General features: G+C 35.4%; 33 protein-coding genes and 2 pseudogenes. 5 read left to right on the top strand and 30 right to left on the bottom strand.

Annotation, left to right across the window (positions count from 1 at the left end):
* Nucleotides 1–10 precede the first annotated feature (10 nt).
* Nucleotides 11–355 (top strand): helix-turn-helix domain-containing protein, encoded by a 345-nt coding sequence (locus A9G44_RS05425; RefSeq protein WP_065609645.1) that lies wholly within the window; start codon nt 11–13, stop codon nt 353–355.
* A gap of 34 nt (nt 356–389) precedes the next feature.
* On the opposite strand, the gene A9G44_RS05420 is transcribed toward A9G44_RS05425, so the two are convergent.
* The 28 genes and pseudogenes from A9G44_RS05420 to A9G44_RS05290 all read right to left on the bottom strand — a co-directional run bounded on the left by A9G44_RS05420 (nt 390) and on the right by A9G44_RS05290 (nt 19,690).
* A complete protein-coding gene (locus A9G44_RS05420; RefSeq protein WP_065609639.1) occupies nt 390–776 on the bottom strand; it encodes a hypothetical protein in 387 nt (128 codons plus the stop codon).
* A complete protein-coding gene (locus A9G44_RS05415; protein ID WP_065609637.1) occupies nt 773–1,519 on the bottom strand; it encodes a hypothetical protein in 747 nt (248 codons plus the stop codon). The genes A9G44_RS05420 and A9G44_RS05415 overlap by 4 nt, the downstream gene beginning before the upstream one ends.
* Nucleotides 1,520–1,707: 188 nt before the next feature.
* A complete protein-coding gene (locus tag A9G44_RS05410) occupies nt 1,708–2,265 on the bottom strand; it encodes a hypothetical protein (protein ID WP_065609635.1) in 558 nt (185 codons plus the stop codon).
* 496 nt (nt 2,266–2,761) lie between these two features.
* Nucleotides 2,762–3,595 carry a phage antirepressor N-terminal domain-containing protein gene (locus A9G44_RS05405; RefSeq protein WP_065609633.1) on the bottom strand — a complete coding sequence of 278 codons (834 nt, stop codon included), beginning with the start codon at nt 3,593–3,595 and terminating at the stop codon, nt 2,762–2,764.
* Nucleotides 3,596–3,905: 310 nt separating this feature from the next.
* Entirely contained in the window at nt 3,906–4,604 is a 699-nt protein-coding gene (locus A9G44_RS05400; RefSeq protein WP_065609631.1) for a hypothetical protein, read from the bottom strand.
* A 120-nt stretch (nt 4,605–4,724) separates the two neighbouring features.
* Nucleotides 4,725–4,982: a DUF1799 domain-containing protein gene (locus A9G44_RS14035; protein WP_080702287.1), complete on the bottom strand. Its 258-nt coding sequence runs from the start codon at nt 4,980–4,982 to the stop codon at nt 4,725–4,727.
* A gap of 47 nt (nt 4,983–5,029) precedes the next feature.
* The gene (locus A9G44_RS05390; protein ID WP_065609627.1) at nt 5,030–5,341 is read right to left on the bottom strand and encodes a phage tail assembly chaperone; all 312 of its coding nucleotides are present in this window, start codon (nt 5,339–5,341) and stop codon (nt 5,030–5,032) included.
* A gap of 11 nt (nt 5,342–5,352) precedes the next feature.
* Complete coding sequence (locus A9G44_RS05385; RefSeq protein WP_065609625.1) at nt 5,353–6,012, bottom strand: phage tail protein; 660 nt, start codon at nt 6,010–6,012, stop codon at nt 5,353–5,355.
* A 14-nt stretch (nt 6,013–6,026) separates the two neighbouring features.
* Nucleotides 6,027–6,434 (bottom strand): phage tail terminator-like protein, encoded by a 408-nt coding sequence (locus A9G44_RS05380; RefSeq protein WP_081298269.1) that lies wholly within the window; start codon nt 6,432–6,434, stop codon nt 6,027–6,029.
* Between the two features lie 3 nt (nt 6,435–6,437).
* Nucleotides 6,438–7,016 carry a hypothetical protein gene (locus A9G44_RS05375; RefSeq protein ID WP_065609623.1) on the bottom strand — a complete coding sequence of 193 codons (579 nt, stop codon included), beginning with the start codon at nt 7,014–7,016 and terminating at the stop codon, nt 6,438–6,440.
* Complete coding sequence (locus A9G44_RS05370) at nt 7,017–7,370, bottom strand: hypothetical protein (RefSeq protein WP_065609621.1); 354 nt, start codon at nt 7,368–7,370, stop codon at nt 7,017–7,019.
* The gene (locus tag A9G44_RS05365) at nt 7,370–7,849 is read right to left on the bottom strand and encodes a DnaT-like ssDNA-binding protein (protein ID WP_065609619.1); all 480 of its coding nucleotides are present in this window, start codon (nt 7,847–7,849) and stop codon (nt 7,370–7,372) included. Before A9G44_RS05365 ends, A9G44_RS05370 begins: the two co-directional genes overlap by 1 nt.
* Nucleotides 7,850–7,886: 37 nt before the next feature.
* Nucleotides 7,887–8,864: a major capsid protein gene (locus A9G44_RS05360; RefSeq protein WP_065609617.1), complete on the bottom strand. Its 978-nt coding sequence runs from the start codon at nt 8,862–8,864 to the stop codon at nt 7,887–7,889.
* Nucleotides 8,865–8,878: 14 nt separating this feature from the next.
* The gene (locus A9G44_RS05355) at nt 8,879–9,646 is read right to left on the bottom strand and encodes a hypothetical protein (protein ID WP_034910070.1); all 768 of its coding nucleotides are present in this window, start codon (nt 9,644–9,646) and stop codon (nt 8,879–8,881) included.
* Nucleotides 9,647–9,725: 79 nt separating this feature from the next.
* Nucleotides 9,726–9,911 (bottom strand): hypothetical protein, encoded by a 186-nt coding sequence (locus A9G44_RS05350; RefSeq protein ID WP_034910077.1) that lies wholly within the window; start codon nt 9,909–9,911, stop codon nt 9,726–9,728.
* Nucleotides 9,912–10,560: 649 nt separating this feature from the next.
* Nucleotides 10,561–11,622, bottom strand: a pseudogene (locus A9G44_RS14030) (hypothetical protein); the annotation flags it as partial.
* A gap of 3 nt (nt 11,623–11,625) precedes the next feature.
* Nucleotides 11,626–13,008, bottom strand: a complete 1,383-nt coding sequence (locus A9G44_RS05340; RefSeq protein ID WP_065609612.1) for a DUF4055 domain-containing protein — start codon at nt 13,006–13,008, stop codon at nt 11,626–11,628.
* The gene (locus A9G44_RS05335; protein ID WP_065609610.1) at nt 13,008–14,510 is read right to left on the bottom strand and encodes a terminase; all 1,503 of its coding nucleotides are present in this window, start codon (nt 14,508–14,510) and stop codon (nt 13,008–13,010) included. Before A9G44_RS05335 ends, A9G44_RS05340 begins: the two co-directional genes overlap by 1 nt.
* The gene (locus A9G44_RS05330) at nt 14,510–15,112 is read right to left on the bottom strand and encodes a hypothetical protein (protein ID WP_065609608.1); all 603 of its coding nucleotides are present in this window, start codon (nt 15,110–15,112) and stop codon (nt 14,510–14,512) included. The genes A9G44_RS05335 and A9G44_RS05330 overlap by 1 nt, the downstream gene beginning before the upstream one ends.
* Before the next feature lie 68 nt (nt 15,113–15,180).
* Nucleotides 15,181–15,546, bottom strand: coding sequence for a hypothetical protein (locus tag A9G44_RS05325; RefSeq protein ID WP_065609606.1), 366 nt, complete (start codon nt 15,544–15,546; stop codon nt 15,181–15,183).
* Nucleotides 15,547–15,557: 11 nt separating this feature from the next.
* Complete coding sequence (locus A9G44_RS05320; RefSeq protein ID WP_065609604.1) at nt 15,558–16,283, bottom strand: KilA-N domain-containing protein; 726 nt, start codon at nt 16,281–16,283, stop codon at nt 15,558–15,560.
* Nucleotides 16,284–16,503: 220 nt separating this feature from the next.
* Complete coding sequence (locus A9G44_RS05315; RefSeq protein WP_065609602.1) at nt 16,504–16,770, bottom strand: hypothetical protein; 267 nt, start codon at nt 16,768–16,770, stop codon at nt 16,504–16,506.
* 108 nt (nt 16,771–16,878) lie between these two features.
* Nucleotides 16,879–17,100, bottom strand: a complete 222-nt coding sequence (lysC, locus tag A9G44_RS14025; RefSeq protein ID WP_442902928.1) for an Rz1-like lysis system protein LysC — start codon at nt 17,098–17,100, stop codon at nt 16,879–16,881.
* Nucleotides 17,048–17,368, bottom strand: coding sequence for a DUF2570 domain-containing protein (locus A9G44_RS05310; protein ID WP_065609600.1), 321 nt, complete (start codon nt 17,366–17,368; stop codon nt 17,048–17,050). Before A9G44_RS05310 ends, lysC begins: the two co-directional genes overlap by 53 nt.
* Complete coding sequence (locus A9G44_RS05305) at nt 17,361–17,741, bottom strand: DUF5675 family protein (RefSeq protein WP_081298267.1); 381 nt, start codon at nt 17,739–17,741, stop codon at nt 17,361–17,363. Before A9G44_RS05305 ends, A9G44_RS05310 begins: the two co-directional genes overlap by 8 nt.
* Nucleotides 17,741–18,049, bottom strand: coding sequence for a phage holin family protein (locus A9G44_RS05300; protein ID WP_065609598.1), 309 nt, complete (start codon nt 18,047–18,049; stop codon nt 17,741–17,743). Before A9G44_RS05300 ends, A9G44_RS05305 begins: the two co-directional genes overlap by 1 nt.
* Nucleotides 18,050–18,370: 321 nt before the next feature.
* Nucleotides 18,371–18,769 carry a hypothetical protein gene (locus A9G44_RS05295; RefSeq protein ID WP_081298266.1) on the bottom strand — a complete coding sequence of 133 codons (399 nt, stop codon included), beginning with the start codon at nt 18,767–18,769 and terminating at the stop codon, nt 18,371–18,373.
* Nucleotides 18,770–18,775: 6 nt separating this feature from the next.
* The gene (locus A9G44_RS05290) at nt 18,776–19,690 is read right to left on the bottom strand and encodes a hypothetical protein (protein WP_065609596.1); all 915 of its coding nucleotides are present in this window, start codon (nt 19,688–19,690) and stop codon (nt 18,776–18,778) included.
* Between the two features lie 315 nt (nt 19,691–20,005).
* On the opposite strand from A9G44_RS05290, the gene A9G44_RS05285 reads away from it, so the two are divergent.
* Entirely contained in the window at nt 20,006–20,194 is a 189-nt protein-coding gene (locus A9G44_RS05285) for a ribbon-helix-helix protein, CopG family (RefSeq protein ID WP_065609594.1), read from the top strand.
* 31 nt (nt 20,195–20,225) lie between these two features.
* Nucleotides 20,226–20,756, top strand: a complete 531-nt coding sequence (locus tag A9G44_RS05280) for a hypothetical protein (RefSeq protein WP_065609592.1) — start codon at nt 20,226–20,228, stop codon at nt 20,754–20,756.
* A 133-nt stretch (nt 20,757–20,889) separates the two neighbouring features.
* Here A9G44_RS05280 and A9G44_RS05275 read toward each other — a convergent pair whose 3' ends face one another.
* A complete protein-coding gene (locus tag A9G44_RS05275; protein WP_065609590.1) occupies nt 20,890–21,243 on the bottom strand; it encodes an antiterminator Q family protein in 354 nt (117 codons plus the stop codon).
* Nucleotides 21,243–21,791, bottom strand: a complete 549-nt coding sequence (locus A9G44_RS05270) for a recombination protein NinG (protein WP_065609588.1) — start codon at nt 21,789–21,791, stop codon at nt 21,243–21,245. Before A9G44_RS05270 ends, A9G44_RS05275 begins: the two co-directional genes overlap by 1 nt.
* 85 nt (nt 21,792–21,876) lie before the next feature.
* On the opposite strand from A9G44_RS05270, the pseudogene A9G44_RS05265 reads away from it, so the two are divergent.
* Nucleotides 21,877–22,099, top strand: a pseudogene (locus tag A9G44_RS05265) (transposase); the annotation flags it as partial.
* A 100-nt stretch (nt 22,100–22,199) separates the two neighbouring features.
* On the top strand, nt 22,200–22,441 hold a 242-nt coding region (locus A9G44_RS05260), incomplete at its 3' end, for an IS3 family transposase (RefSeq protein WP_442902929.1).

Below are 22,441 nucleotides of genomic sequence, written 5' to 3'. Positions count from 1 at the left end.
ATATCTTACACTGTTAGAATGTCAACTATGGTTATCAATTCTAATTATTTATATTTTTACTAAAACTTATATAATGCTTATATTGAGGTTAATCATAAAAATAATAATGAATAAAACAATCGATATTGAAACAGGCGTACCAAGTGAAGTTGTTAACCTGGTTTTTGATAATAACTATTCTCCTGCACAAGCATGGCGTGAGTATTTAAAATTATCTCAAGTTGAAGTTGCGAATAAAATAGGTATTAGCCAATCAGCTTATTCTCAATATGAAAAAAGCCAAAAGCTAAGAAAAGCAACACGGATTAAAATTGCCGAAGCGCTACAAATCAAGCCTGAACTGTTAGATTTTTAATAAAAACCCGCCGAAGCGGGTTATTAGTTAATTGCTACCGATTTAATAATTCATTTATCCGACTACGAAACTGATCATGAGTTCTTTTTGACTGGTCAACATCCAAAATAGTTATCTCTGTATGATTAATATCATAATCGGCTTTATTTCTCATTAGTCTTTCTTGCTTAAGAATATATGATAATGATTTTAATTTATTAGAATCAAATGGTTCGTTTTTATGCTGTGACGGGGTTCCTAAATATTCAATAAGAGCCGAATGGTGAGATATTGAAACCTTAGGATTGTATTTTAGTATTGCTGATATTTTATGGTACATTCCATAATATCCACGAGAAATAAAATTGCGATAATTTATTTCTCGCTCATTACTGAGAAAATCAGTAGCTGAATTTAAAAAGTCATCGCCCGATACACTCATAATTCAACCCTTTTAGATGGTCTAAATACAGCAGTTAATTTACAAGAGTCCAACTCAGGAGTTTCTGATACTCTATCCGCTAATTCGAAATTCATATCAACTAATATATCAATACTCCCCGTAGCTACACCAAAAACAGAGTGCCCACCAGCCACAGTTTCTAACTCCAAAAAATCACAAACTTGATTATATTTTTTAAGAATACTTGAACAAATATCTACTAATAAAGCAATTTGAGTATCAGAGCAATTTGTCATCTTCCTTACCTCTAAAATCTGCATTTTGCGCACATAAAATGCATTAATAAAAACCCCATCGCATTTTATCTCAACAGCTTTTTTACAGATAAATTCAGCCATATTGGAATCCAAATATATAGAAACAACATTAAGAAGATGTTTTAATAATGCTGGAGTATTCAAATATTCTCTATAATCAAATAAAACCTGTTTCTGTTTTTTAAATAAAGAACAATGATTTAATAGTACAGCATAATTAGATAAAATATCCAAATCAAAAGCACATGATAATGCGCTTTCAAAGTGCAGTTTCATTAGAGCATCGTTTTTTTGAACACCATATAACAACCCCAACGTATTATTTTTTTGAATATAATCAGGTATTGAGTTAGCTTCTATTTCATACATTATAAATTCAAACTCACTTAATTCCTTATTACTATAAAGATAAGGCGTTAATTTAGTTTGTATATCAAATGCTTTTGTTGCTGGCTTTGCTTTCATGGTTTTATATTTATTATTAACCTATAATTAGCTTATATTAGTGAATAAATATTTTTACAGTATAGTTAACAAAGCTAACTTAGTAAAGAAAATTTATACTAATCACAAAAATTAATAGGTGCTATGTATTTGACTGTTAATAGCTTTGCAAACCAACTATTAGCAACTCATAAATTTCTGTTTCTTAATTAAGTATTAAATAGCCTTATTACGTCAGGTACTACCTTATGTAACGAAAATATTGATAAAGAAAAGACAAGTAAAGTTACAAGAAATACAATAATAAAAAATGCGAAAACTCCACAGCCTCTTATTTTTGCTCCATTGTTGATTAACTTAAAAAGTAAAGCTAACGTAGGGATATACCCTACTATAAAAGATATAGTCTGAATAATATTATTAAAAACATTGTCTTTTAAACCATCTTGCTTAAGCAAAAAAAACAAAGCTGCAGACACCGTTAATGTAAAAAAAACTACACAAGCATTTATATCCCTAACATACGTCAATAATACAGTGAAAACTTTGTCTTCATTAAATTCTGGTTTATCAAAACTTTTAGGTTCTGAGCTAACTTTTTCAGCATAAAGTTTCAAGTTTGAAGATATTTTCTCCAATCTATTATCAAGCTTCTTCATTAATTCATTGGTCTTATTTATTTTAGAAAAAGTTATTAAAATGAGAAAGAAAACTAAACTTATAACTAAAAGCGCTATTATAACAATCACCCAAATTGGAATAAACATATAACCAAACTACCTCTATTAATTACTAAAAGAGTCAATAGTTTGTTTATTAATAATACAAAAATCAAATGTAAATAGGTTAAATAACGTCCACAAGATTATTTTTTATCCAAAAAACAACAAAAAGAGTTATATAGACATTCACAGGTCATCTTCATTATGAAGATAACTGATAATAAAAAACCACCCGAAGGTGGTTTGTTCGCCTACTCGGCGGTGAACGGTTTTGGTGGTAAATCATCTAAAATGACCGATTTCTAAACCGCCTATGCGGCGGTAATCTAGATTATATCAAACATAGCCTTTTGTTTTAACTAAATTTTAACCATTTTTCCAAAAATAACCCTTTTTTCTAGCTCTTAAATTAATCTATATTTTTCAATGGATTAAAAAAGCGATTAAAAAAAAAGGGTTGTTGAGGTTACCACCAAAAACGCCAGAAAAAACTTAAATAAAATCAATGCCTTTACTGACGTTTTTTTTGATGTAATCAGATTTAATTTAGATAATCAATATCAGCGGCAAAGTTTATTATTTTTGATTTTGAGCCGATATCTATTTCACTGCGAATAAAATTAAGTGATAAACCGATATTTACTTGAATTTTATTTAATGCAGATGAAAGGTTATAGTGCAAAGCAGGGCTATTTTTATTTAGAAAATCGGAAAGCGCATCATTATATAAATCGAATACCTTATAATAATATTCTTGTATTGTTGCTAAGTAGTTGTACTGACGCTTTAGATTATCAATGTTAATCGATTTAAAGTTTCTCATGCTTACACCGCCAAGCCACTCTATAGCTTCGTTGAACTTGCTAGCAGGTAAATCTTGGTAACGTGGTATCTTAAATTGCTGATGAAACTTTGAATAAACAGCCTGATGTCTCTCACCTGTTCGATAAACTCGCTCGTTTACCGCTTGCTGGATTGCTTGTTGTTGTTCGGGCGAAATCGTATTAGGGAATTGTTGCGCTACTTTTGGCATAAAGTGATTATAAAGTACATCGAAACATTCTAATTGATATTGTTCTAGTGTTGCCCTGATTTCTGGTTTTACTCGACTTGTTTCAATACCGAATAACCAACCGTTGATCATTGAAATTGGGAGGCAAACATACTCTTGTAAACCTTGTTTTGAAGGTGTGGTCATCATGACCATACCTGAGCTTAACACTTGATGTCGCTTGATTCTTTTAAGTTGAGCAGCCCAATCTAACCCAATATTTTCACAAACTGGTTTCATTGCTATATAAGGTTTGTTTTGGTGATTAAGAACGATTAATTGTTGATTGTGAAACTGAATTGTTTCTAATTTTGTGTTTGACATGCTATATCCTCTTGTTATTTTCGAATTAAACTCCCAACTTGTTTTATTTTTGTTTGTTGGGTGCCAAGAGGTTCGAAAACCGCAAGAAGTCGGCTGGAGTTATTCCCCTAAGGTATTTTATTCCTCGCCCTCTCGGCATAGATTTTGAGCATAAAAAAATCACGCTAACGGGGCGATAAATCCGCTTCTTGATAAGGTTTCGACACCTCTTTAAAAAATATACAATTAAATTGCTTTGGTAGTCAATAACAAATTAACTAAATTTAAATAAGCCCGAAAGGGCTTAGTAAACTTATCACAAGCCGTTTTCTTAGTGAGGAGTATTAAAATTGCTAATAACTTTATATTTTATATGTTGATTCGTGGCTTGCAAAACCTCAATAACAGCACCTTTATATCTTATCACCGTAGAACGCGATAAATCATACTCAGCATTATTAGAAAAAGCTGGACGAGCCATATCGTTATTAAATTCTCGATATCCTATATTAATTTTATTACCAACCTTACCGTTATAAATCAGTGTTTGCTGGAATCCATCCTGACTCGTTACACTAACCTTTTTATAAGTAAACTGTTTATGATTCTCACAAAAATCAGTCCCTGTTGTAAAAGATATACACACTTCATTTTTAGACGAATCCTTACTAACCCTCATACCTATCGGAGCAGCAGGAACATTGAAACTTTTCACAATAGCATTGCCATTTACACTTCTTGCCGCAAAAAATAAATATTTTTTATCTTCACCTAGCTTAGGATAATCACCCGCATCAATGATATAAGAGTACCAATAATTATTAACTTGCGTTGCTACTGGAAAAGAAATTACATCCATTGTTTTGACGTTGCCTTGGCGAACCATATCATCACCTATATACGTAGTCGTAACTACATTAAGATCAGGATAGCTTTTTTGAGCAACCTCTGGCACATAATTATACTTAATATCATTCACACACCCAACTAAAGCAAACCCAATTAAACCTGCTAGTAAAGCCTTTTTCATACCATTCTCCTTAGTTTTTGGGTAATAGTATGAAATTTATTAACTAAGCGCAATAAAAAACCACCTTCAGGTGGTTTGACTGATGGGTGACTTTTCAAATGTTACCCTTTAAACTAACAATTATTTTGATTTGTGCATTAATTTCAGGGCTTCGCTTTCCATGATTTGAATATCGTTAAAAATAGTCTCGTTTTCAGCTATGTTGTTGACTTTCATAACCCATGGCAAACAATTGTAATCGAGGCCTGTAACGCCACCCATGCTTGTACGCCATTGGGTGGACATTGCTTTAAATAGCTTAAAAACATCTAAATTGTCTTGCCATATTTCTACATACTCATCAGCGTAATCATCTTCGGTTAGACCGAATGCCGCCAGTTCATCTTTTGACGGCTCGGAGGTATATAGAGCAATGGCAAGTTCAATTAGTTTTTTTCGCGCTGACCTAACATTTCTTTATAGTATGTATCGGTTATCGCACGCCAAGCAGCAGGATAGTTATTTAATAAGATTTGCATGTTTTCTTGATTAAATTCTTCATCCAAACTCCAACCTTGAACTATTTTCATGACAAGATCGACGATTTGTTTATCTTTAACTTCATCTTCAAGTTTAGTGAGTTTATCTGCTGAGTAATGGTTAAAGGTTAGTTCGATTTGCCCGTCCTCTTGACCTGCACGAGGAATTAAGACATTACACTTAAACGTTGGTTCTGCGACTAATTTAAATTTTGCCATTTAGTTTATCCTTATTTATCTTTATAAAATGTGATCGCTGGTGATTCAACGGTTGTGTTGATTTTTACGGTTTCAATCTCGTTGATAGCCGTCTCAGGTGTTGGGTCAAATGACACACGTACAGCGTCGTAGCGAGTTTCTTTTGCTTTTGGTACATACATTTTCATTGCTACCACATCGTTCGTCTGATCTAATTCCTGTAATAGCGAATAGATCAGCAAAGAGCTGTCATGAGCAATAGTAAAGCTTTTGCTTTTTGCTGATTTAATGGTTGGTAATTGTCGTTCTGTATCATCATCCAAAAATTGAATTTGAACAAATTGTTGTTCACCGCCCTCAGTAGCAACCTCTTTTACCTGTGGTAATCTTTCCCACGCTGTAATTTTAGTTAATGTTCCGCTACCCTCATCAGCAGGAAATGCGATGACATTTGTCGTGTTAATATTGCCAAGAATGGCCTCTAAATTATTAACTTTCGATACTTTAGCAACCGCATTATTTAATTTTGTCCAACCCGAAGCAATTAGAACCTCATCACCGACCACAAGCCCGTGATTCGCTTTCAATGTAACAACCGCTTCTTTGGCGTTTGTAATAGTTTCAAATGCTAAAGCCTCGCCTTTTGATTTTTGCACGTAAACACGTGCGCCGTTAGGTAATGCAAAACCCATAGTAAAACTCCTAATTAAATTAATGTATCAGCACGGTAATTCATGCTAATTGGGATGGTGTAAGTGGTTTTATCTGTGATAGCAGGATAAACGCTTGGTATTGAGTTGATATAGAGTGAAAAATTATCTTTGGTTAACTCTGTGTTGAGCTTAAAATGTTTAATAATCGCTTCTGATATTTGCTGAGAGCGTGATTTACCAGTGTTAATTGGAGCAACTACGCTAACTTGGTAAACTCCTTTGTAAATCCTTGAATTACCGCTTAAATCAAAGTTGGTTGTGATTGCTGGCAATATGTTGGATTTTAAGTATATTTCGTCATTGGGTGTTGCTTCAATGTTTTCATAAATGATTGGTAAACCTAGTTGGTTGGCAATAATATCTAGATGCGATTCGAGCAATTCTGAAATTGTCGAAATCAATTATTAACCTCCTTTTGCGGCATTTTCAAAATGAACTTGAGCATTTAGTGCGGCGAGCCTGACAATACCGTTAGGCGCTTGTTTAGAGTGTCCAAATTCCAATCTCACGCTATAAGGTAGGTTGTTAGTAAAGTAGATTGACTGAACGCCGTAAGTATACCGTCCAATTTGTTCTATTCCGTCTTTTAATGTTTCCGCCCCCGACGGATCGATTCTATCCAATTCACCAGGTGCGGGCACATTAAAGGTGACTTGCCAGTTGCCACGAAACCGCCCACCAGAATAATTTGCTCTTTTCTTGATGTCCATTGAATCGTGAACTTTCAGACCTTTTTTTAATCGTCCGTTTCTAGTTAGATTGTCAGGATTATCTCGCAAAGATGAATTATAGTCAGAAACGGCAGTGTTATATGCTACAGCGGTTTGATTAATCGCCCACAATTCGGGGTTACCCACTGGTGACATTCTGATAATGTCTTGCAATATTTCGATACTAGCCTTTTTAACCACACGCTCATTTTTTGCTTTCGCTTTATCTACAAACGCATTGATAGACAATAGAAAATTTTGACTATTCGACATTTACGCTTTCCTTAACTGTGATTTGTAGCATATAAGAACATCAGCAGGTTTTACGGGATTAGGCTGTTTAATCAGGTACTTTTCTCCGTCAATAGTTACAATATCATTGATTTGCAGCTCAACATTAGCAGAAAAAACCATTTGAATATCTCCAGACTGAATAACCGTTCCGTCAATCTCAATTGGGTTGTAATTGGTTTTTATGCCAATTGTTGTAAAGGTTTGATTTTCGGTAATAACTTCTTTACCGTTAACAATCGAGACCTTACCCTTTCTTAATACTGAGTATTCCATTCCGTATTTTGAAAGGAGCTTCAAGGCTGTATTAAATGAACGTTCATAAAAGTTCACCATCACGACCTCTCGGCAATACAATTTATTGAGAACCCACTGCTAACAACCAAATCGCCCAATATTGACATAACAGCCGTATACTGCGGTTTAAAGCCAGATTCATCGACCGCATAAGCGACTGTTAACGCACCAGCTATAGACTCCGACTTTACTGGAGCCTCACGCACACTAGGCAATAAATCATCCGAAATAGCCTCAATAGCTAACATACATTGAGCTGTTATTAGTGGAGTTGGGATCTCATTGCTAGGTAATAAATAGCCATCCAAAACAATATCCTTTCTAGGGAATGGTAAAGATTGATTTTGTTTAGCTTTCTTACCTGCCCAATTTAATCCATTCAAATAGTCCATTGCTTTAATGAGCAATGATTCTTTATTGTCAGGTAAATTTATACCTCTTGCGTTAGCAAAATGCTCTAAATCATCAATGCTTGCATAACTGTTAAAGTTGCTAGAATTAGGATCGGCATTAATCATTCATTGCTCCATGAAAAAGGGCGTAAAGCCCTTTGTTTTAATTATTTACTTTGGCAGATTTGCCGTTAACGTTTGGCGCTCCTAGTTTGATTAAAACGCCAGCGGTAGATTTATTGCTGTCAAAGTGTTTTTTCCAGTTAACTTGATTGCTCAACTTAGCTAAATCTGGATTAGCACCTTTTGATGTATCCCAGCTGTAACCAAGTAAATCGATGTTAACTGTACCCTCTGCACGATATCCGATTGCTAAGTTTTCCTGCGTATTGATGTCATAAGAACGGAAGCCCGGAGCTTGTGACTCAGTGATTTTGACAGCACTTGCAACTAAACCTAAAATCGCATCAACTGGCGCAGAATCAGTAACTAATACAGGTTTGCCTAATGTGCCTGGTTGACCACCATAAACCACAACACCAGCTTCTTCGTATAGCTTGTTATCCATTGCCTGATCTACAATGTCAAAGTAGGTTGTAGAATGCATAACAAATAATGCGACACGATTAAATTTGTCGCCATATTTGCGCAATCCTTTAGTTAATGTTTTCTTCCCATCGGTCGCAATATCTGCGGTTACTGTCATGTCAGTGTTAGCACCAATAGCAGCCATTAGAGAATTGATGGCATATTTAACGTAGCCCTCTAATGTTGCATCTGCCACATCAACGCCGATCACCTCTGAAAATTCAGAAATATCACGCCCACGGCGTTTAAATGCTTCTTCTGTTGTTTCATAGGGTCCATATTTCCACGGTACTTTGACGCCCACAGCTTCGCCTGCGCCGATTTTTTTACCTGTAACAGGATCAACCGAATTAACATCACGTGGATCAATAGAGCCGTTAACTTTGTAAAATGCCCGTTTACGAAAATCTCCTTCAATTAATTCATTATCGATAAGAATTGCACCATTAGATGCCGCATTAAATACATCCAAGTTATCTTGGCGTCGCTCTAAAAATGCGGTTTGTGCTAAATCGTTGTAAATGATTAAATCTGTATTTACTGTTGTTGCCATTATTTAACTTCCTCTTAATCTTTTGGTAATTTTAAATATGCTTGTTGACCATATTTCTGGATGTAGTTGTGTTTTTCCGTACTGGTCATTTTTGAACGAACTAAATTGGAACCACCTGCCTTATGTCCTCCTCCTCCAGTGCCTTCGGCTCTTGGAAATAGGTGTGGAGCATTATCTTTTAATGATTCCACCCACTCTTGAGGTGTTAAAGGAGTTTTACCGTCTTTACCAAGTAAAGGTTCGCCATCTTGTCCTACTGCGACAGCCTCGCCGTCATCACTTAAAATAAACATGCCTTTGGCACGTAAACTAATATCTTCTAATGCTTCAGGTAACGCTCCCGCTTTCAATGCCGCATTAGTCATTTTGTTGCTAAGTACAATACTGCTATACTTTTCAGCTTTTTTTTGCGCGCTATCGGCTCGTTCTTGTTCTGCTTTGAGTTTTTTATCAAACTCGCTTCTAAACCGCTCTGTGCGTTTGTTTAATACCTCATCGATTTTCCCTGCTGAAATAAGTTTTGCTTCTTCATCATCTGAAAATCGCTGTAAGATTGTTTTGACGGCGTCAGGATCAATCCCTTCAAACTGCTTTAGTTTTTCAGATAATGCCTTTTGTTTACCTAACAATTCATTATTTTTATTTTTTAAGCCTTGCGTGTTTTCAGCAACTGCTTTATCAATTAAGGCTTGCACTTCTGGGGTGATTGTCGCGCCACCACCAGCATCGCCACCTTCTTGCGCTTCTGAATAAAACTTTCGGTTGATTTCTCTAAATAACATAATTTCCCCTCAGGATTTGAGCTTTGCTCTGAAAATAAAAAAGGCCGCATATAGCGACCTTGTAGATGTTAATGAATATTTATTTATCTATTGTTTTGCTGTTTTCCATTTTATTGGTAACTGCACTCATACTCATAGCCATCATACGTTTAATGGCTAAATTTGGCTCGTTATCAATCAACTTTTGTATCTCCACTAAGATGTCATCATCCCACGGCTGTTTTTGAATTAAAGCGTGGACCTTTCTTAGATTATCGTTTGTCATGTTTTATTAACCATTCTAGTATTAAAGGATGAATTCTCTTTCTCGATTCAGTATCGCCAAGCATATACAAAGCAAAGCTTTCAGAAAAAAGCTCTTCATTTGAATCAGAAGAATAATAACTTAGCACATGCGCCCATTTGTCATTATATGCAATTTGAGTGATTTTAGATAAATACTTCTCATCTTGATAATACAGATAGTGCCCGAATTCGTGCGCTATTGTTCCTTTTATGCTTTGAACTGATGCGTAAGGTAAAACATCCAAGTTAGCAATTATCCGTGCTAACTGTTTTTTATCTGGAGATAAATCAATTTCATAAATGGCCATATCTTTAAACCCTAGCATGGCGGCGTTTTCTGCAATTGCCTCCCATTCGCTTGGGTCTAACATCCATTGCGCCATGTGAATTGAGTTTTGAGATAAATTATAAGCACCAGCCGCAGTTTCCGAAAATTTATCTTTTGTCCCTAACCATGAGAGTTTTGATAAATTGAACCTTTTAATAATATCTTCTGATATTTCAGCAACATCTTTAGCGCTTTCGAGAGATGTATCTTTCGGAAATTTAACATTAGCAGCTATGCTTTTTCTTTGCATCCAATTTTCAACATCTTCAACTGTTCTTAAATTTGAAAGTTGACCACTAAGTTGGTTGTTTAATTCGTCAATTGTTAATAAGTGTCCATCGCGAGTGAAAAACTTTTCTGGCTCAATTTCTCCATTTCGTAATAACCTCGCTCTTTCTACCCCTAATATTTGCTCTTGCCTCTCCTGTGATTGTGTTTTTAGCCACTCAAGATAAGATGTTTTAGCAGGAACTTGACCATCCATTGATGCTCGTATGCCAGTTGGCACCTCATCAATGTCGATCCCTAGTTCACGATAACTTTTTAGTATAAACGTTTCAACAGACCGACAACAAAAATGTAATTTACCCGGTCCGTCACCGTATGGAATGTCATGACCGATAGGCTGGTTATCTAATGTATACTGTTTTAAATCACGAATAATACACATCGGAGTAGTACTAGTATCAAGCGTAGATAACCATTGCTTGCCTTTTATTAAATCGCTATTAGCCTTTCCGAACTCATCACGAGAAACGGCGGCTGTGTGAGATACAGCTGAGCGAATTAATGATGATACGTTTCTCTTACTCGTTTCTAAAACGCCATCTTTATAATTGTTCTTTTTAGTACCTCTCACTCTTCTAATAATCTGTTCAGTGGTTTCGCCAGTTACATAACCAGTTCTAACGGCATTTGTAACACGTTTAAGTCTGTCATCTTCGATATTGCTTACCCATTCAGACAATAATCGCCCTTGAAATGGTTTTGCTTTTACCACCGCAAATAACTGATTGGGCGATATCTGCATTAAAGGGTATTTAGTTTTAACAATATCGGATAATAACGATTCAAACAGTGAATATTGATAATTACTCTCATATTCACTAAATGCATTTAATTCACCAAAGAGATAATCAGAAAATGAATTTAATGACTTAACACTACTGAGCATTGATTCAAGTCGTGATATTTTAAATTCACTAGAAGATAAATCATCTAACGCAATATATAGCTGGGCTGTTAACTGTTGATCAACGACATTTAGAAGTTTAAGTGATTCTCTTATTAAATTATGCTCATAACCAACCAGATTAACGCGGTGATAAATTGCTTCATCGCGAAGTTTTTTGTTAATTGTCATAAATTAATCCAGCAACTGAGGATCTGCGTCTTTTAGCTCCTGCTTGACGGTTTCAGGATCTGCGCTTGGGTCAATGATATCTATTTTTTGCATTGCACGTATCATATCCTCATCCCTGATTGCGCCTGATTGCCATGAGCTAACAATAGCGGTAATCATGCCAGCATCAGCAATCTTAGAAATAAACTCTTGATTGATAGAACAGACAATATTATCAACCACTACCCCAAGATAATGAGCACACCATTTAAGTGCTATCGTGTAAGCCTCCGACACGTTAGAGCAACATATACCGAGTACGGATGTTGATGCTGTTTGATCACCATTAGCTTGTGTTGCGGTTTTAGCTGATGAGTTTTGTTCTATTAACCTAGCGCCTAGTGCCACCATATAATTGCGCTTATCGTCCATACCCTCTTTAGCTAAAGTGTTAGGCTGTGCTTGGGCGTAAACAAAATTACCGCCCTGAGGAAGTAATAATGGGGTACGAGATCCAATCTTGACACCATTCTTTTCCAAGAAATCTCGCCATTCAGTGTCTAATCCGATAATTGCAGGCTGAACCTGACCACAAAAGAACAAACTATCTTCATAATCAGCACTATTACGATAGTGTCCTAAATTGATTTCAATTAATGAAGATAAAGGGGAATCATCAATTGTTGGGTCGTTGTTTTGAGCACCTACAAATGTAAATGGAATTTCATGCCAATGATCTTCATTTTTTGGTTTTGGCTCATAAATAGAATCAATTTCATAAGGTCCACTGTTATTTTCTCCTGTGCGACGCCAAACCTTACAGATAAACTTGCCTTCTTCAATGGCTAACTCTCTGTATTGAGTGATATCTTTAAGACCATATCCATCAGAGACTTCAACTACTTCCCGAAGAACAACTAAAACTAGCTTATCTTTGCCGTTAATTCGTTGTGTTCGCCAGTTAATAATATCTTCTGCTTTATACGATAAAATCATAGCCTCATTAGAATCTGAGGAGTAATCAACATACAGACCATGACGGCCAACTTCTAATACTGATTCAAGCGTTGATTGTGACTGTTGGTAAATACTTGTTCCCGCACCATCTGCATTAGTTTTGAGATATTCCAACTTGTTAGGGATGCTAATTGTTGGATCTTTGCGGAAAGCCATACCAATTAAACCAATTTTTGTGTGACCAGTAATACTATAAAAAACCGCCCTTGCAATATAATCTTGATTGCGTTTTTTATTACGTTCACTCTTATCTGTGGGATCTAAATAAGGTAAATACTGATTACCTTTTGATTTAATTATTTCAGCTCCAGCACAAACATCCCGCATTTTTTCCCAGTTAATAGATGCTTGTTTGTGCTCAGGTCGAATAAAAGTAATGTCATGATTCATTAGAATGTTGTTTCCATTTGAATTGTAAAAGCTTGTCTGCGTGCATTTCGATTAGCTACAGCAAAATATCTAAACGCATCCGCGCCGTGTGATGTGTGGTCATGTAACGGTTTATCTCGCCAACAGCCGTTTTTATCATCCCATGCTTTACGATAGGCTTCTAAATTAGCAATACCTTGTTCGCATTTGCTTGAATCAAACGCACACAAGGGGAGAATTTCACGAACTGATTCGATGCCATCATCAACACTTAACCTTGGGGCTACATTAAACTTAATGCTGTATTTCTCACCGTCAATTTCATAGCCTTCTTTTGCTATCTGTTTACGGCTCTTACCATCACCCGATAATTCACGATTATCAATATCGTGCGGTGCCCAGTGCTCAGCATATTCATAGCCAAGTTTTTGTGATTTGTCTTTAAGGATCTTCATATAGTGCCTGAGACCCTCGCCACTATTTTCGTAGTAGTCGATGATGTGAAATTCTTCACCCACTTTACGCACAAACCAAATAGCGGTTGAATCACCAACCCCCAAGTCCCAATAGGTATAAACTGGTAAATGGCTATTATCAGGTAGTACGGTAATGCGTTTTTCTTTGTATAGCTCTCTGAATTGCCTTGCATAGTAAGCGCCCTCGATTGATTGCTCAAATGCTTCGCTTGGGATAGATGGATATTCACGCTTCATATCATCACCAAGCGTTTTCTCTTTAGCGTGATACCAAGCTTTTTGTTGTTCGGTTAAGTCGATACCATGCTTAGTTTTTATTTCGCTAAAATACTCTTCTAATCGAGTTGGTATCGGTTCAACTGGCGCTATCGCATAAAGAGGATTCTTCCACCAAGAGAAGAAAAAAAACTTCCAGTCTAGTGATGATAAAAGCTTGCCTTGAATATGGGCTTTTTCTGCGGTATTACAGTAATCATAAAAATAACCGCTTTTACCCTCTGCGGTGCTTTCTATTGTAATGAAACACCCGGTAGCAACAGCTTCAAAAGCACCGGTGACAATTTCTTTAGCTTTATCTGGGAACTTTGCACAAATTTTACCGAACTCAGAAACATGCAGATAACGAAGCGTGCCTCCACGGAATGAAGTTGATACATAAAGCGAGCCACCTTTTTTAAATACCAACTCACCTGCGGCATCATTACTAGCAGGATTCGCTTGCTTTATTTCTTCTGGCAACCTGTCATACGCATATTTTACTTTTTCTCTAAATAATCGTTTAGCATCATTTAGAGTATGAGCAATCAACGCACACTTGGCTGATTCAAATAATGCCGCGTCTAGCTGAATAATGCACACCTCGGTAGTAAATCCTAATTGACGAGCTTTTAAAATGATATTCCTTGTATGCATACCTTCGAAGTATTCAAGCTGTTCAGGAGTCATCATAAAGCGAATTTGCTTACCTGCTTTATCCGTGATGTAGTAGAGATTATTTAAACGCCAAAGCTTATTGCTGAGTTTTCTTAAATGTTCAGGAGATAACATTACCCCTCCTGCGATAATTTATCCATTAAGTCAGATAGCTGATTAATCGAGTTGTCCTTTGGTATGTCATCTATGTTGTAAGCTTGTCGCTCTAAAGTGATTAAGTTTTTAAGTGTTTCACTTAATGCTTTCATTGATTTCACTCTTTCTGGCATTGATATGACGGACATATAAACTTCATTGAGTTTGTCCCTGCCGTTCTGATCAGGATTTACTAATAGCTCACCAAGTTTTTTGAATGCCTCTATATCAGCACATTCAGCGCCAAGCTCTTCAAATAAGGCGTTGGTAATATTACGAGCTTTACGAATATCACCTCGGTGTTCCATGCGAATATTAGCTATTACTTCGGCATTAGCTTCAATTAGTATCCGCTCGTTAAGTGCCTTTTCACTGGATACCTGAGTGGATACCTCTTTTTTGGATACCAGCGAATCCGCTTTGTTTTTAATTTTTGCGCTTAAATCCCTTTCCCAACCATCACGCTTGGCTCTTTTGTTTATTGCGCCGTGAGTTATTCCATGTTGCGACGCTATTTCTCTTATGGACAACAAACCAGCGCGGTAGGCTGATTCGATAGCCTCCCAGTCTGGCTTTATCATAATCTTTCCTTAAACTAATAATTGAATTTGTTTCATCGTTACCCTGCGAGTATGATTAATCATTTATGTTAATGATATGTAACTGCTGATTTTGTTTCTTTCTCTTCTAAATTCATTAGCATGAAATCACTCATTAGATTGTTTAATTTATCTATGCCAGATTGATTTAAATAAAAGGTAGTGCCGATTTTTAATGAACAGCCCTCTTTTGTTTTATTCATATCAATCATTGAACCATACATACATATGCGTTCAAATTCTGAAAGCTCTCGTTCATAGAATCCCTCCAAGAAGGACGCTAGGCTGTCGGGTTCTAATTCCAAGTTTCCTAGATGATGTTTGAAAATATTATCGCCATTTATTCTAATTAGATGTTCTACATATGAGATGCTAACAATGCGAGCGTAAAAAATAGGGTTTTTATTATTATCCATGATAGTTACCTTTATGCTGCCAATATAAATTTAATCTGTCCCTGCGTATTAAATATTGTTGAGCATCGAGCCTCGAAATCTTTGTAATCAATACAGCCTTTTGCAATTGTTGTTATTGCGATTAGTTGGTCTTCTACCGCTTTCAAAGCTTCTGGTTTTAAAAATTGATGGATTTTTTCACCTTTTTTCGTGCGCTCTTTGATGCTCTGATAAACCTTTTTAGGTAGTACGACACCATAAACCCACTTCTGGGTTATCATTCCGAACAATGATGGACAACCACCAGCATGATTATTGAATGGCAAGTTAGTCATTTTTGATAATGCTTGATAAAAAGGTTGTTGGAATCGTTTTTCCCATGTTTGTGGCTCTTTATGAGTTAGTATTGCTAATACTTGTTCGTCTGTGTACGTTATTGATTGAGAGCGAATGAGTTTATCTATTTGCTCATCACACCATATTTCAAAATCCACAGACAGCCACCGGGCAAATCGAACGGCTAATTTAGGATGAATCCAAGTACCACCACCACGATCCTTTCTTGCTCTGCTAGTTTTTACATACGGGATTTTCTGGTATCTAGATTCTAACGCATTGATATAATTAACAGTATCAGGAAGAGTTAGCCAATCATTTGGTCTTCTGCCAAATTTTGACGCAGCTTCTGTAGCGTTAATCCAACCATCATCGTTAAAACCAACTTGATGACCGTTAAAATCAAATTTAATAATATTCATATTATGTCCTTTATAGAATGAGCCTAAGTCACACAGAATAAACAGCCCCAAGATTTCAGACATTAACTGTCATTCTCTCAGGCTCATTCTGTAAAGCTCTTGGTTAATATTTGCCGTGTGATGGCATTATGATTGATTGAAAATTGAATTGGGTTTGTGGTGTTTCAAACATTTTAGACATAAAAAAACCGCCGAAGCGGTTTATGGATAGTTGTAGAATTTATCTTCTCTTTACTGTAGCTTTTCCCAAATGAATAAACCTGTTAGCTCCCTCTATCGCCCCAGCTGAGTTACCATCCTTGTATACAATAATTAAATCTATCGCCCCATAATCTTTACCACCACACCAAAGATGCGTATCATCACAACCGCCAATAACTTTATAATAAGTTTTATCGTCTTTAACATAAGATTTTTCTGCATAAAAGTAATTACCACCCACTGATACAAGCAAAGGCTTGTCTACTACAATAAAATATTCATCCATATTAATACCTAACTTAAAATTCAATGTAGTAGCATATTATATGAGTATTTTTTATAAATCTGTTAACCACATCACATTTTAACTTAATTGCGGTTATCTTATTCAACTCTATTGACTAATCTCCCTTATCGCCCTTTTATCCGCATTGCACTGCCTAAGCTCGTTCAATAATTCAGTGTACAGAACTGGACATTGTCCCCACGTGATTCGCTTATCAATATAAGGCTCGTTATTTGGTTGTGTTAGTGATGCAGGAATATTGCATTGATAAACGTGCTCAGTTTTTACCGTTCCGCATCCAGTCAGACACGTTACTAGGCATAAAATCATTAGCACATTGATTATTTTTAAGCACATCTTTTATCTGCTCTTGAAGTTGTTTAATTGACATAGCATCCTGAGCTTTTTCTTGCTCTCGTTGTGCTATGATTTTGTTGTTTTTAGTGATGTCCTGGTTCAACTGTTCGATTTTTCCGAACAGTTCAGCTTTATCTTTTTGTAGCTGTTTCTTCTCTTGATAATTGTTGTAACCGAAATAGACAGCAAAGACAAAGCCGATAATGATTAATGCTATGCTTGTTATATTTGTCTTATTCATAAGCTTCTATAACTTCCAACTTAAATGACTGCCCGTTAAGTTCGTTCATCAGCAAATTTAACGCCTTTCTACTTTCAAATAACTGGGTGTCGTTATTGCTCATGCCGACTAAAATACAGCCTTGTGTATCTTTGGTCCAATTACCTGCATGGATTAAAATATGAGAGCGATTAGGAACGTCTTTGACTTGATATACTCGACCAAATTTTGGTGAATTAACGATGTTACATTGATATATAGCAGGTGGAATACATGAAATTTGACGTTGATTATCTTTCCACGGTAGCTCTAAAGTTGGCAAAACCGCACCCGACGGCAATTGTATTTTACCAAACGTACCGCGCTCACTTGTTTTTAATCTTGTTAGCCTCATTAATCTTCTCCTTTCGCTTTTTTAATTAGTCGCTCCTCCAGCGCTTTAATAAGAGTAGCGCCAGACCAACCAGCTAAACCAGCTACACCGCCAGCAAACTCGAATTGCCAATTAAAATAACTTGCGGCCAGCACAACCAAAGCACCAGCGAACGTTGAGATAAATATCTGGGCAATTAACCCCCAAATATTGAATTTGTCGCCATTCAGCACATGGTAGCAATAGCTAGCTAATGAGCCGAGTGATGTAATAATAAATAGATAAATGACAACAACCCAGTTGACATTATCAGGGTCTTTTATCGGCATAATTAAATCTTCTCGTTAGTTAATGATGTGACAGCGTACTAGCTATATTGAGTTGTGTGCGTGTCTAGCATTGCTGTCGATTTGATGTTGAGTGAATACTCAAAATTTGGGTATAAAAAAACCCCCAATTGGGAGCTTTACATGAATCTGGTGTTTCGAAGTGCTAATTTTTTGATATAAGTAAAGAGTGAAGTCTTTTTATGATCATTAAAATGGTTAATAATAAATTTATAGTAACAAAAATTATTGCTGGTAAAAAAAACAAACGACTTATACTTAGTTCTGTTTCGATATAAGGAATGGTTAATACAAACTCACAACTCATTGAATAAAAAAACATAACACTATTAAAAATAATGATAAAACCATAGAGTAACTGATATTAAAATATAAATCTTGAAGCAATCTAGATTTCAGCTTTAACATTAGATCGTTTTCATTTTTATCATCATTTAATTTCTCAGTAACTTTACCCACTTGATCATAAACTAAGACAAGTACACTCAACAACAATGCTGTAAATATCGAACCAAAATTAACAAGCAACGAAATAATATCATTACTTAAATTTACCCCCCAAAAACTACACAAGATAGCAATTACCGCTGGTAGAATAAAAAAAGTTACAATATCACTATAACTTAGTCTTTGTGTACTAGCATCATAAAGTGTCTTTATATGTCCTTTAATTAAAGAGCATATATTTATTTTAGCATTCATAATTCATCAACCTATAGATAATCCTGGATACATACGTTGAGCATACTCTTTTACAATTTCTTCACTCCATTTTTGCATAGAGCTAAATACAGGAACGCCATTAGTCATTACAACAGTATCGTCTAGTTCAATTTCGCACAAAACATTCGTTGCTTTCTCGCCAATTCTAAATGTCCTTTTTTTACCATCCAATTCAACGACACTTTTTATTACAGCTGATGTTTCGAAAAGTACTTCGATCGCTTCTAACTTATCACCTTTACCGATGAAATCTCTCAACCGCCCCAAAGATTTATTTTTTTGCGGCTTAATAACCAACTCTTGTTCCTGATGTCCCAACAACGTTAATTGGTCTGTAATATCTTTGCAACCATTAAATTTAGTACATCTAATCTCGGTCATTCTTGCATCCAACCAAGAATTAAAGGCTTTATCATATGATAAAGTATTCATTTGCAACTTCTGTTTAGTTTTACTAGAAAAATACTTTGAAAATAAAGAATAAAATAAAGTTTTCACCCCAGAGCTTCTATAATTAGAAGTTAAAACAATTGCTTCATCAAAGCCAACTGGTATGAAAAAATGCATATAATACTTAATCATTTCAGCATTATTTTCAGCTTTTCGGAAATTGACAAGCCCAGTATCTATATCGATAATATCAGTTTTTATACCATAAGTCCCAACAACAAACCAAACACTTATTGTTCTACTGCCTTGATCAATGAATACGTTTTCAAATCGATAGACTTGTTTTGTATTGTCATTAATCTCATACGATGCATATTTTTTAATAAAATCATCTAAAAGTGTAAATAAATCATACCCCGAAATATCGTCAAGCCGAGAATAGTGGCGCCCTTGAGGTCCCATAATGTTTTTATTATAGCTACGAAATAGATATGGAGAAATTGAGTACATTATTCATACTTATCGTCATTAATAATGTTAAAAGTATAATTCATTTTTAACATATTTCATATATTGAATTTTAAATGAATAATGTTGACTTTTATTATAGGTTAACCTATAATAATAACCATCAACAAGACGTTGATAAAGCAAACCCTCAGCTTTCGATGAGGGCTTAAGGAGAAGAAAAAATGAAATTTTTAATCATATTTCTTCTACTACTTGTAAGTTTTCCGGCTTTTTAAGTAGTATCAAAGGTGGGGTGAAAGCCCTACCGATGACCTTAAATATATCAATTGACACTTAATAAATCAAGGTGATTTTATGGCAAAATCAATAACAGAAATTCAAGCAAAAAGTGACCAAAAACGAGGAGTTAAAGTGAAAGGCTTCAAACTTCACGTTGATGATATCGCATTAATTGAGCAAGCAAGTAAAAGCCTAGATATACCCCAAGCTCAACTTATTGTTGATGCTGTTAAATACTATCTTGATAACAAAAAAGCCTCTTAATTGAGGCTTGAAATAGATAAGGAATAACGTAATGAAAAGTGATTTTTTACAAACAATATGTGCAACTGTTATTGGTGGTTTAATATCAGCATTTGTTAGTGTTGTTGTTACATATTACATTCCCAAGTTGCAACAAGAAGAAGAAGGAAAAAAATGGCTGCAAATTTTTGCTGTTGAAATAGAAGGCTATCATGGTTCTGATATAATCTGCGAACGCATTCAGACAGTAAATAAAAAAATAAAAGAATTTAATAATACGAATCTTTTAGAAAACAGATTAATCACTCCAGACTCCGAATTAAATTTACCTTCAATTTATAAATCTAACCTAGATAAAGTTGGATTATTAAAATCAGAAGACGCAGAAAATATTATGAATTTCCATACTTATTTTAATAATTCTTTAATAATTTTTAGTGAATCATCAATATATAACAAGGTTGGATTTAATAAAAAAACACTCAACGCTTTATTAGAACAGTTAACAAATGCTGAAAAATACAGAAAAAAAGTATTAGACTCAGCCAATATAAAATATAAGTCAAAATGCGAAATGGACTAGGTTGCACATTGAGCAATAAAAAGCCCAACTATTTCAGTGGGCTTAAATTCTATGCGTTGGAAACCGCATTTTGAGCTAATTATATATGCGCATTTGCGCAAAGTCCAGCTTTTTATCTACAATATTTTGCATTTTATGCAACTTTTTTGAAATATTCGTAAATATTTCCTCTTACAAACATCTCAGCTTGATTTAATAAATTAATAATATCGTGTGGACGCTTCCCTATCGCTTTTGCTTGGGCGTTACACGAAACTCCACGCAAATAATATGCAGTTAAAACAATCCACTGTGAATAATTATCATCTTTTAAAATCAACACCGCATTATCAACAATTTCAGCTTCATCTTCTGTTAAATACTGACGATAATCAAAATCCATTGGCGCACCATCAATACCTGCCGATTTTGAGGGGTATTCGGTTCCCATTCTTTTTAATATACGGGTGTTTTTCCATGCTGTTAAAATATCTTTAGTTTCTCTCATTACGCCCCCTTTTTTAACTCTTTTAATTTTTGCTTATACTCAGCTTTAATCTGTTTTATTTGCTCTATCGTGTATTTTTTGGGTTCGTGATACCCCTCTAACCATTCAATTTTTTCAATGCCAATTTTTTTCACCAGATTAATTCTGTACTCAATGATGTTCCCTGACTTGTGATTGTTACATGCTGAACATTGCTTATGTACATTCAGCTCACAAAATCGTAACTCTGGACACGCACCAACGCTTCGATAGTGTCCTGCGTGATATTGACCCGTGTGATAGCGTCCACAACTAATACACGGCTCGCTCTTATCTCGTTCTCGAATAAATGCGTTAAATACTGTTTGTGCATCTCTTAAATGCTCTGAGCGTGTTTTTACGCCCTCCTTGGCTATCCGTGCTAACTTGATTCTAGTTCGCTCTTGAACTTTGTTATCTTTTGCATATTGAATAGCACAATCAACCGAACATACTTGAGCGAGCGAGTTAAATAGCGCAAATTTTTTGCCACAGCTTTTACATTTTTTCTGTTTTATTTCTCTCTTCATCGTCTAAACTTTGTAACTATCCCCTAAAATAGTACAGCAAAAAAGTAGAAAATTATCTATGATAAAAGTAAAAGGGGATTTAATTATGAAAAAAATGACTGAACATCAAATCGTCGCTATTTTAAAAGAAGCTGAAGCAGGTATTCCTGTCAAGGAACTCTGCCGTAAATATGGCATGGGTAATTCAACTTTTTATAAATGGCGGGAAAAATACGGCGGAATGGAAACTTCGGATATCAAACGCTTAAAAGAGCTGGAGGCTGAAAACCGCAAACTTAAGCAGATGTTTGCCGAGCTTAGCTTAAAATCACAGCTTCAGGAAGAAATCATAAAAAAGCTTTAGTGCCCACAAAGGCACGTAAAACGTGGGCACAGCAACTACAACAAAATCATTCAGTTACTATTGCTATGAGTTGTGCCATTGTTGGCTTAAGCCGTTGTGCTTACTATTATCAACCTAAGTTACAGGATGATTCGGTGATTGTTTCGGTATTGAATGCTATCACAGACCGGCATTTACGCTGGGGCTTTCCTAAATGCTTTAATCGTATCAGAAAGCTCGGCTATCAATGGAACCATAAGCGTGTTTATCGGGTGTATTGTGAATTAAAGCTTAATCTCAGAGTAAAACGAAAAAAACGCATTCCTCC

This window comes from Gilliamella sp. Occ4-3 (assembly GCF_001690675.1).
Classification (GTDB): domain Bacteria; phylum Pseudomonadota; class Gammaproteobacteria; order Enterobacterales; family Orbaceae; genus Gilliamella; species Gilliamella bombi.
Note: the sequence above shows the minus strand (reverse complement) of the source record. Positions and strands in the feature narration are given on the sequence as shown.